Annotated in this window: 7 protein-coding genes; 2 read left to right on the top strand and 5 right to left on the bottom strand. The window is 70.1% G+C overall.

Features of this window, described 5'->3' with window-relative positions; all coding sequences use genetic code 11:
- The 3 genes from VGR37_20200 to VGR37_20190 all read right to left on the bottom strand — a co-directional run.
- The coding region (locus tag VGR37_20200; GenBank protein HEV2149733.1) for a histidine kinase at positions 1-627 on the bottom strand (627 nt) is incomplete at its 3' end.
- Positions 628-910: 283 nt separating this feature from the next.
- Positions 911-1,648: a LytTR family DNA-binding domain-containing protein gene (locus VGR37_20195; protein HEV2149732.1), complete on the bottom strand. Its 738-nt coding sequence runs from the start codon at positions 1,646-1,648 to the stop codon at positions 911-913.
- Positions 1,645-2,634 (bottom strand): sensor histidine kinase, encoded by a 990-nt coding sequence (locus VGR37_20190; GenBank protein HEV2149731.1) that lies wholly within the window; start codon positions 2,632-2,634, stop codon positions 1,645-1,647. The genes VGR37_20195 and VGR37_20190 overlap by 4 nt, the downstream gene beginning before the upstream one ends.
- 207 nt (positions 2,635-2,841) lie before the next feature.
- On the opposite strand from VGR37_20190, the gene VGR37_20185 reads away from it, so the two are divergent.
- Complete coding sequence (locus tag VGR37_20185) at positions 2,842-3,720, top strand: ABC transporter ATP-binding protein (protein HEV2149730.1); 879 nt, start codon at positions 2,842-2,844, stop codon at positions 3,718-3,720.
- An 8-nt stretch (positions 3,721-3,728) separates the two neighbouring features.
- Entirely contained in the window at positions 3,729-7,307 is a 3,579-nt protein-coding gene (locus tag VGR37_20180; GenBank protein HEV2149729.1) for an ABC transporter permease, read from the top strand.
- Positions 7,308-7,385: 78 nt separating this feature from the next.
- On the opposite strand, the gene VGR37_20175 is transcribed toward VGR37_20180, so the two are convergent.
- A complete protein-coding gene (locus tag VGR37_20175; protein ID HEV2149728.1) occupies positions 7,386-8,519 on the bottom strand; it encodes a phosphatase domain-containing protein in 1,134 nt (377 codons plus the stop codon).
- Between the two features lie 130 nt (positions 8,520-8,649).
- Complete coding sequence (locus VGR37_20170; GenBank protein ID HEV2149727.1) at positions 8,650-10,923, bottom strand: DUF5916 domain-containing protein; 2,274 nt, start codon at positions 10,921-10,923, stop codon at positions 8,650-8,652.
- Positions 10,924-11,115 lie beyond the last annotated feature (192 nt).

Genomic DNA, 11,115 nt, shown 5'->3' with positions numbered 1-11,115 from the left:
GCGCAGGAGGTCACCGAGGCGGGCGACCATTCGCCTGGCGGGTTTCGCTTCGTCGGGGATGAGCGCCGAGATCGCGTTCAGGGTGTTGAAGAGGAAGTGCGGTTGCAGCTGCATCTTGAGCGCCTGCAGCCGCGCCTCGGTGAGGCCGGCCGCCAACCGCTCCGCGGCCCGCTCGCGCTCGCGATAGCGCCCGTGGTAGAGCACGGCGTGGGCGATGCCGAGCAGGAGCGCATAGAAGAGAAGGTACTGGTGGGACGATCCCCAGAACTGACGACTGAAGGATCGCTCCCGGAGCCATTCCACGTGCCGGCTCAGCTCGACCATGAAGACGACCCGCAACAGCGAGAGGACGACGGCGACGAAAAGATGAACCGCGATGCTCCGGAGCATACGCCCCCGCTCGAGCGGGAAGCGCCGCGCCAGCCAGAAGATGGCGAGGGTGGCGAACGCCCAGAGGTACGCCTCGAGCAGGCCGTGCCGCAGGGCGTCCCGCCAGGGCACCGGATTCCCGCGCAGCCCGGACTGCATGTAGAACTGGTTCGCCGTGATCAGTCCGAAGACCGTCCAGGCGGCGAAGATGAGCGCTGCCTCCAGCCAGAGCTGGCGGTTCCGTTGCTCCTCAGCCATACAGCAAGATCCTTCTCTGAGGACGAAGCTCCCGCATCGGACTCACGCACTGCCGAACCCGGGAAGCTACGGATCAGGTCAACCCCGCGCTATATGGGGCCGCGTACGCTGCTCTCGCACTACCGCTCTCCCCGGTCACGCGGCAGGCGGCGCTCGGGGGGGATGTACCACTCGGCGAGCGGCTCCCACCACTCGATCCCCCAGAGGCGTACGTTCGCCAGGCGAGCGGTGACGCCGAAGAGCTCGGGGTCGAGATAGGGGGGGCGTACACCGCCTTCGCGCGCTACCGTCCGAGCCTCCTGAGCTCCTGCGCGCGCGCGCGGCTCACCGGCACGCGCGCGCCGTCGAGCAGCTCCGCCTCCAGGTTCCCGCGGGCGTCGCGCCTGAACGCGCGCACCTGGTCGAGGTTCACGATGTGCGTGCGATGCACCCGCACGAAGCGCCGGGGGTCGAGACGGGCCTCCAGGCGGCTCAGCGAGAGATGGAGCAGGTGCCCGGTGTTCCCCGCGTGGGCGGTCACGTAGTCGCCGCTGGCCTCGAACCACGACACGCGCTCGACCGGGAGGGGAACGAGCGTCCCGCCGACCCTCACGAAGAGCCGGCTGATGGGCCCGCCCGCGAGCGCACCGCTCAACCGCTCGAAGGCGTCGACCGGCGCGGGCTCGCCGAGCGCGGAGCGCACGCGCTCCATCGCGGCGGCGAGCCGCGAAGGGCCGAACGGCTTCAGCAGGTAGTCCACCGCGCCGAGCTCGAAGGCGCTCACCGCGTGCTCGGAGAAGGCCGTGGTGAAGATGACGAACGGCGCCCGCTCCAGCCGGCGCAGCACGTCCGTGCCCAGCAGTCCCGGCATCTGCACGTCCAGGAAGACGAGCTCCGGCCGCAGCTCGTGAATCCGCGTGACCGCGGACTCCCCGTCGGCCGCCTCCCCGACGACGTCCACCCAGTCGAGCTCACGGAGCATGGCGCGCAGCCCCGCGCGCGCGACCGGCTCGTCGTCGGCGACGAAGGCCGTGACCTTCACGATTCCCTCCCGCGGTGCCGCGGCACGACGAGCACCGCCTCGAACCCGCCGTCCCCGTCCGGGCGGCTCACCAGCCTCGCCGCGCCGCCGTAGAGCACCGCGATCCGCTCCCGCAGCCGCGCCAGCCCGGTTCCCGCGCCTGCCCCCGCGGCGCGGGCGGGCCCACCGTCGCCCGTATTCCGGACCGAGAGCGTCAGCTCCGAGGCGCGGCGGGCGGCGGTCACCACGACCTCCGTCGCGGCCACGCGGGGCGCGGCGCCATGGCGCACCGCGTTCTCCACCAGCGTCTGCAGCGCGAACGCGGGGACGCGCTCGTCGAGCAGGTCGGCGGCCACGTCGGCGCGCACGACGAGCCGGTCGCCGAAGCGGATCCGCTCGACGGCCAGGTAGCGGGAGACGAAGCGCCATTCGTCGCCGAGCGTCACCTCGTCGCGCTGCTCCTCCAGGGTGACGCGCAGCAGGTCCGCGACCAGCTCCGCCGCCTCGGTCGCGCGCGCCGGGTCGGCCGGGATGAGCTGCACGATCGTGTGCAGGGCATTGAAGAGGAAGTGCGGGTGGAGCTGCGCCCGCAGCGCCGCCAGCTGCGTGCGGGCAGCGGTGGCCTCGGCACGCGCGGCGCGCCCGCTCGCCTCCATGGCGTAGGAGACCCCTACTAGTACCGCGTAGAAGAAGCTCCCCAGGGAGAGGGTTTCCAGCAGCCGCCAGATGCCCCGCCCCTCCGGGGTGAATCCGGGGACGAGCGCCTCGAGGGCGACCGACGACGCGTACCAGGCGAGAGCCGCCAGCGGCGCCGCGACGAGGTGCAGCGCCGCGAAGCGGAGGCGGAACGGCCACGGCCACGGCACCCGGCGGGCGAGCCGGTAGACGACGATGGCGATCACGAGCCCGGTGCTCACCCGGATCACCGCGGACACGACCTCGTCGCGGGACCACACCGGTGCGTTCGCCTGGACGAGCGCCGCGAGAACGAAGGGCAGTGGGACCATTCGAGTGGGGGGACGGAGGTGGCGGCAGGCTGCTCATGGACGATACGCGCTCCGACGCCGGGAGGCGACACCCCGCGCCGCCATTCGGCGGTCCCGATCTGCCGTTCGGCGAATCGCGGGTGTCGGGGATCCACGCGGAGCCTCAGGTTGCATCGACGCGCTGTACCGCGCCCCTGCTCTCACCGACACTCCTACCTCGCCGAACCGATGCTGAGCCTCCACGACGTCAGCCACGTGTACGCCAACGGGACACGCGCCCTGGACCACGTGACCCTGTCCATCCCGAGCGGGATGTACGGCCTCCTGGGTCCGAACGGCGCCGGCAAGTCCACCCTGATGCGAACGATCGCGACGTTGCAGACCCCGACGGAGGGGGCGATCCGCTTCGGCGACGTCGACGTCATCCGCGAGCCCGAGAGGCTGCGGCGCACGCTCGGCTACCTGCCCCAGGACTTCGGCGTGTATCCGCGCGTCTCCGCCTACGAGATGCTCGACCATATGGCGGTGCTCAAGGGCGTCGCCTCGCCGGCGGACCGCAGGGCCACCGTCGAAACGCTCCTGCACCAGGTGAACCTGTGGGGAGTCCGCAGGAAGATGCTCTCCGGCTTTTCCGGCGGCATGCGCCAGCGCTTCGGCATCGCCCAGGCGCTGATCGGCAACCCGGAGCTGATCATCGTCGACGAGCCCACCGCCGGCCTCGACCCGGAAGAGCGGAACCGCTTTCTGAACCTGCTCGCCGAGATCGGCGAGAGCGTGGTGGTGATCCTCTCCACCCACGTCGTCGAGGACGTGTCGGATCTCTGCCACCGCATGGCCGTGCTGGCCGACGGGAGGGTCCAGCTCGAAGGATCGCCGCAGGAGCTCATCCACTCCACGCGGGGCAGGATCTGGATGAAGGTGATCGACCGCGGCGAGCTCGCCCGCTATCGCGAGCAGTACGAGATCCTTTCCACGCGCCTCTTCGCCGGCCGGACGGTGGTCCACGTCCTCTCCGACCACGATCCGGGCAACGGCTTCACCTCCGTGGACGCCGCGCTCCAGGACGTCTACTTCTGCACGCTCGCGCAGTCGCGCCGCGCCGCCTGAGGCCAACGATGCTCACCGACATCGCCCGCTTCGAATTCCGCTACCTGCTCCGGAACCCGCTGTTGTGGGTGACGACCGCGGCGGCCTTCGCGCTGTTCTTCGTCTCGATGAGCGTGGACGGCTTCGAGCTCGGCTCCGAAGGCGGCCTCCTGGAGAACGCGGCCTACGCCACGCTCCGAAACTACCTGGTGGTCTCGATCTTCTTCATGTTCGTGACGACGTCGTTCGTCGCCAACGCCGTGATCCGCGACGACGAGACCGGCTTCGGCCCGATCGTGCGCTCGACGAGGATCAGCAGGTTCGAGTACCTGATGGGCCGCTACCTGGGCGCGTTTGCGGTCGCGGCGCTCTGCCTCCTGGCGGTGCCGCTCGCCATCTGGCTCGGATCGCTGATGCCCTGGGCCGATCCCGCGACCCTCGGACCGAACCGGCTCGTCCACCATCTCTACGGCTACTTCCTGCTCGCGCTGCCGAACATCCTCATCCACTCCGCCGTCTTCTTCGCGCTGGCCACGATCACGCGCTCGATGATGGGGACGTACCTGGGCGTCATCGGCTTCGTCTCGGCCTTTTTCGTCCTGGAAGGCGCCTTCGCCGACCGGCCGCAGCTCGAGACGGCGGTCGCCCTCGCGGATCCGTTCGGCGCGCGCGCCCTCAGCGACGCCACGCGGTACTGGACGGTGGCCGAACGGAACGTGATGCTGCCCGATTTCACCGGGGCGCTGCTCTACAACCGCCTGCTCTGGATCGGCATCGCCATCCTCTGCCTGGCGCTCGCCCATGCCGCCTTCCGCTTCGCCGACCAGGGGATGTCGAAGCGCGAGCGAAAGAGGCAGAAGCTCGCGCAGCGGGCGTCCGCGAGCCCATCCGTGCCGGCGGGGCCCACGTCGCTGCCCGGCCCGCGGCACGGCGGCGCGGCGCTGCGCGCACTGCTGTGGATGCGCACCCGGTTCGAGATGAAGCAGGTGGTCCTGAGCCCCGCCTTTCCCGTGCTGATGGCGTGGGGCCTGTTCACGACCCTCGTCTCCCTGACCACCCAGCGCGACCCGGACGGACGGCCGACGTACCCGACGACGCTCTCGATGATTCCGGAGATCGAGAACGGCCTGTTCGTGATTCCGCTGATCGTCGCCATCTACTACGCGGGCGAGCTCGTATGGCGCGAGCGCGACCGGAGGATGCATGAGATCGTCGACGCGGCCCCGATGCCGAGCTGGGTCTACGTGGTGTCGAAGACGCTGGCGATGGCGCTCGTGCTCATGGCCATGCTGCTGACGGGCGTGGTCGCGTCCGTCATCGTCCAGCTCTCGCTCGGCTTCACCGACCTGGAGCTCGGCAAGTACCTGCTCTGGTACGTGCTCCCGGGGACCTGGGACATGCTGCTCCTGGCGGCGCTGGCCATCTTCGTCCACGCGATCAGCCCCCACAAGGCGGTCGGCTGGGGGATCATGGTGCTCTTCCTGGTGTGGCAGCAGCTGAACACGGCGATCGATCACAACCTCCTGCTGTACGGCGGGACGCCCCGCATTCCCCTCAGCGACATGAACGGCGCCGGGTCGTTCTGGAAGGGGGCATGGACGTTCCGCGTGTACTGGGGAGCGTTCGCCGTCCTGCTGCTGGTCGCCGCGCACGTGTTGTGGAGACGCGGCACCGAGGTCCGGCTGAAGCCGAGGCTCGCGCTCGCGAGACGGCGGCTGGCCGGCCCGCCCGGATGGGCGGCCGGCGCCGCCCTGCTGACGTTCATCGCGGCCGGCGGCTATGCGTACTACAACACCAACGTCCTCAACCAGTACCGGACGCGGAGCGCGAGCGAGGCCGACGCGGCGGAGTACGAAAAGCGGTTCGGGAGATACTTCGACCTGCCGCAGCCGGCGATCGTGGACCTGACGCTCGACGTCGCCCTCTATCCGGAGGATCGGCGAGCGCTTACGAAGGGCCGCCAGCGGCTCCGCAACCTGACGGCGGAGGCGATTTCGGACATCCACGTCCGCGTGTTCGGGGACGACCTCGAGCTCACCAGCGCCGGCATCGACGGCGCCCGGTTGATCGTGGACGACTCAAGACACAACTACCGCATCTATCGCCTCGACCACCCGATGCGCCCGGGCGAAGAGCGGGTCCTGGCGTTCGAGACGCGGCTGCGGGTCCGCGGCTTTCGCAACGCGCCGACGAACACCCGGCTCGTCGAGAACGGCACCTTCCTCAACGAGAGCCGGCTCATGCCCTTCGTCGGCGCCGGCCGCGCCGGCACGCTGCAGGACCCCGCGGCGCGGCGCAGGTACGGCCTCCCGGAGGCGCCGGGAACGCCGAAGCTGGAGGATCTCTCCGCGACCGCAAAGCCAGCTCCCGGGCGTGGATGGGCCATGGCGGACATCACCGTGTCGACGTCGGCGGACCAGACGCCGATCGCACCCGGCAGCAAGGTGTCGGACGTCGTGCGCGGCGGCAGGCGCGTCGCCCGCTTCGTGTCGGACGCGCCGATGCATCCGCGCTTCTCGATCCAGTCGGCCCGCTATGCGGAGAGGCACCGCCAGCACGCCGGTGTCGATCTCGCCGTCTACTACCACCCCGCGCACGCGTGGAACGTCGACCGCATGCTCGACGCGCTCGCGGCGTCGCTCGACTACTACCGGGCGAACTTCGGCCCGTATCCCTTCGACCACGCCCGGATCGTCGAGTTTCCCGGCTATCACGACTTCGCGCAGGCGTTCGCCGGCACGATCCCGTACTCGGAAACGGTGGGTTTCATCTCCGACTACGACGAGCCGGAGACGATCGACTACGTGACGTTTCTCACCGCGCACGAGCTGGCGCACCAGTACTGGGCGCACCAGGTCGTCGGGGCGGACATGGAGGGCCGGGAGGTGCTGTCCGAGACCCTCGCCCAGTATTCGGCGATGATGGTGGCGAAGGGGCTGTACGGCGAGGACGGGATCCGGCGCGCCCTGCAGTTCCAGCTGGATCGCTACCTGGAGGGCCGCGGTTACACGGGAGAGGAGGAACCACCGCTCATCCGCGTGGTCGGGCAGGACCACGTCACCTACCGCAAGGGAGCCGTCGTCATGTACCTGCTGCAGAAGCGGCTGGGGGAGGAGGCGGTGAACCGGGCGCTCAGAAGTCTGCTGGACCGATACAGGTTCAAGGGCGCACCCTACCCACGCTCGGTCGACTTCGTCGACGCGCTCCGCGCGGAAGCCAGAACGCCCGAAGAGCAGGCACTGATCACCGACCTCTTCGAGCGCGTCACCCTCTACGACCTGAAAGTCACCGGACCCACAGCCGTCCGCCGCGCAGACGGCAGGTGGGACGTGACCGTGCCTGTCGAGGCGACGAAGTTCTACGCCAACGGCGGCGCCGAGACGCAGACGCCGCTCGCCGAGCGCATCGAAGTCGGCCTCTTCACCGCCGAACCCGGCCGTGACGCCTTCGATACGTCGCACGTGGTTCTGCTGGAGCGCCACCCCATCCGCTCCGGCCGCCGGGTGCTGAGGTTCGTAACCGACAGAAAGCCGACGTATGCCGGTATCGATCCGTACAACTTCTACATCGACCGCAACTCGGCGGACAACGTGCTGCCGGTGAAGTAAAGGGTGGTGTAACAACCGAATCCGGCAGTGTCGCGAGCGGTCGGCGGGGGGAGGCTCCTCCGGCGGTTCGCCCGCCGATCAGTCCGACCCCGGGCCATCGCCCCCGCGCTCCTGCCGCCGCACCTCGCGGCGCACCTCCTCCAGCCCGTCGGCGCTGATCAGCCCGATCTCGTGGGCGTGCTCGGCGGCACGGACGGTGTTCTCCATCCGCAGGAGGGGGACGCCGTGCCCTTCCAGCTCCCGCGCGATCCGGTCCACCTCGTCGTCGCGCTCCGGCGGGCTCACGTCGTGGACGTACACGGCCCGGACGCGGCCGGGGTGCCGCTCCGCCACCTCGCGGTACAGCTGCGGGTCGTGCATCCCGCTGTCGCCCACCAGCACGAAGGGAAGCTCGGGGTACGTGCGCATCAGCAGGTCGATGCTCTCCCACTTGTGCCGCGCGCTCCCCATCACCTCCGACGGCTTCTCGACGAGCCGCAGGTCGCTCAGGAAGAGCGGCCCCTCCGGGATGTCGTTCATCCGCATGAACTCTTCGAGAAGGTCGTACAGGTTCCACCCGCTCATCGAGACGTAGAAGACCGGGTTGTCCCCCTGGTCGTCCGGCCCGCGCGAGAAGGCGCGGTAGAGCGCCGGGACGCCGGGGAAGGCCACCCGGTCGCGCGCGCCCTTCCCGAAGACGATCTCGATCTCGCGGAGGAGGTCGTTGGAGCGGGTGCGGATGATGGTGTCGTCCACGTCGCTGATCACCCCGAACTCGGCGTCGGGAGAGGGGACCAGCACGCGCCCGCGCACCGTGCGGCACGCGGGCCGGCCCACCGATTCCACCAGCTCCAGCTCCACCTCGTGCCACCCGGCGGTCAGCGGCTCCTCGGGCTCCAGCTCCAGGGAGAAGTACCCCTCCTCGTCGGTGGTGGTCTCCAGGGTCCGCCCTCCCAGCCGCGCCCGGACGCGTGCCCCGGGGATCTCGTCGCTCTCCAGCCGGTGCAGCGTGTTGCTGACGTTCTGCCAGAACGACGACTCCTCGGTGGTTCCCGCTACCCCTTTCCGCTCGCGGACGCGCCCGCGGATGCGGACCAGCTCCGGCGTGCCGAAGGAGCGGAAGACCAAGATTTGGACGGGATCCAGCAGCCCCAGGCGGTCCTCGAGGCGGAGCTTCCAGCCGGGCCTGGCCTGGGGGTCGGGCGTCCGGTTGATGGCGTTCGGATCGGGCATGGCGGCCTCGCGGCAGGGGGCTGGGGAGTCGGGCGGTGCGCCCGGCGCTCGGGCGCGGTCCAGGCGCACCGCCCCCTGCAAACTCCCCGCCGGCCGCCTCAAGCGTGGCGAAGCCTTCCAGCGCGCCCGGTCACCGTCTGAGCAGGTACTGGAACTTCGCGAAGTACTGGCGGCTCGTCCCCACGAACCCGTGTCCGTCGAACTCGCTCGAGGTGTAGGTCGACCCCACGTAGAAGATGGTGAAGGGGTTGAGCTGGTAGACCAGCAGCGGCTCCAGGTCGACCCGGTCCCGGAAGCCGTTGTACTGCGCCACCACCCGGAAGTTGAGCTCCCGGTTGTACTGGAAGTTGAACCGGGTCCGGGCGATGTAGCCGCTGAAGACCTCCGTGCCGCTGGTGAGGTGGAGCTGCTCGTAGCTGAGCGACGGCTCGACCACGACCTGCTGCACCGGCTTGATCACGGCCCAGGCGCTGGCGCTCCTCCCCGGCCCGACCTCGGGCACGGCCAGCGTCCGCGCCACCCGGCGCCCGGTGCCCAGGTTGAAGCCCGCCCGCACCGCGTCGCTGAAGTTGCTGCTGGCCCAGACACCGAGCTCCCGGATCCCGGTCAGGTGCACGCCCCGGAACGTTTCCTCGCGGAAGGTCGAGTTGATCCCCACCTGCGTCTGGCGCGGGAGGGTGGCGCTGATCCCGGGCGAGAACAGGACCTGCTGCTGCTCCCCCTGGAAGTTCCAGTAGCCGCCGCCGAAGAGCGAGGGCGTGACCCGCTCGACGCCGTACCGGTGCGGGAAGAAGTTCAGGCCGGTGAAGACGGTCGCCCGGTGGTAGTTGTTCTGGCTCTGGAAGCCGGTGTCCGCGCGGTACGTGGGGGAGACGCCCAGGTAGAGCGCGTTCCAGCTCCAGTGCCGCGCGTCCCGCGCCACCCGCACGAAGCCGCCGTACCCGGTGAAGGACTCGCCGTCGAAGGCGGCCGTGTGCTCCCCCCCGTCGCCCCCGAAGGTGAGCCTCGGGAGGCGGGCGCTCAGCGCGGAGTCGTTCGGCTCCTGCGTGTGGCTCAAAACCAGGTGCCCCGACACGTTGTACACGGGGGTGAAGCGGTACAGCCCGTCCGCGCTCAGCGTGGTCCCGGAGCCGCCCCCCTCCAGCCTCCGGTCGGTGAGCAGCGCGCCGACGTTGGAGCCGCCGAGGCTCCGCTGCACGCGGAGCACGTTGGTGAAGCTGTGCCCGGCCTGCAGGACCGCCGTGCGCTCCTCGAACGGGACGATGAAGGGAGTGTGCTCGTCGCGCGCGCCGACGTAGCCGACGCTCGTCCGGCCGGACCGGCCGGTCAGCTTCACCGCCCCCTGGGGGGAGTTCACCGACCGCGAGTAGAAGACGGTCAGCGGCGTCTGGTACAGGTCCATCCCCTCCTGGAAGAAGGGGCGGCGCTCCGGGAAGAAGAGCGCGAAGGTGGTGTTCACGTCCACCTGCGCCGCGTCCGACTCCACCTGGCTGAAGTCGGGATTCAGCGTCGCCTCCGCCCTCCACCCCGGCGTGAAGGTGTACCGGACCCCGAGCGAGGGCTCCGCCTGCAGGCCCCCCTGCTCGAAGGAGCTCGGGTCGGTGGGGTTCTGGAGCCGCCCGGCGCGTGACGCGACCGCGGCGGGGAGCAGCTCCAGGTTCCCGCCGGTGCGCACCCGCCCGATGCCTTCGAGCTGCGCGACCTGACAGAGCTGGCACTGGTTGTTGCGGCTCATCGACGGCCACGTGGCGTAGTGCCGGCTCGAGCGCGGGTAGGTGCGCACCAGCATGATCCCCCACTTCTGCACCTCGCGGTCGGGCACGCGCAGGCTGCGGAAGGGGATCGCCATCTCGACCACGTAGCCCTCCTCCGTGATCCGGCCGGCCGTCGTGTAGACGAAGTCGATGGAGGAGTCCTCCCGCTGCGGGGTCATCTGCAGGTCGCCCTGGACGCCGATGGGGTTCGAGACGAAGTAGTACCCGAGAGAGGCGTCGCCGTAGGGATCCAGGAGGACGCCCACCCAGTCGTCGCTCCAGAGCCGGTCCCGCGGCTGGAGGGTGGCACGGATGGCCTGCGGGTTCGGGTCTTTCGCGATGAAGGCGACGTACAGGTTGGCCTCGTCGTACGCGAGGAGCACCTCGGTCTCGACCGGGGGCTGGGCCCCCTCGCGGGGCTGGAGCTCGACGAAGCCCTGGATCCGCGTGGCGCCCTCCCACCCGGCGTCGTCGAGCTGGGCGTCGATCCGGACCGGGCCGGCGGCGGGTCGGATGTCCGCGGCGCGCAGCGCGGTCGTGGCAGATGCGGTCGTGTCCACTGCCGCATCCTGCTGCGCCTCCAGGCCCGCCGGCAGGAGGCCCGCGAGGAGTGCGAGGGCGGGGAGGGAGTACGTTGCTTTCGACGGCATCGGCCGATCTCCATTCTCGATGGGGAGCCTCGTTCCTCCAGCCCTCGTGGAGGATCTGCCCGGGAGTGCGCCACGCTGCCCGGGAGCGGCGGTGCCCGGGCCCATACTGGATAGACATCCGATCTGCGCGAATGGTTCGAATCGCGGCGGAGCGGCACATGGAAGCAGAGCGGGGCGCCGGATCGGATCCGG

It is taken from the genome of Longimicrobiaceae bacterium (assembly GCA_035936415.1).
Lineage (GTDB): Bacteria > Gemmatimonadota > Gemmatimonadetes > Longimicrobiales > Longimicrobiaceae > JAFAYN01.
Note: the sequence above shows the minus strand (reverse complement) of the source record. Positions and strands in the feature narration are given on the sequence as shown.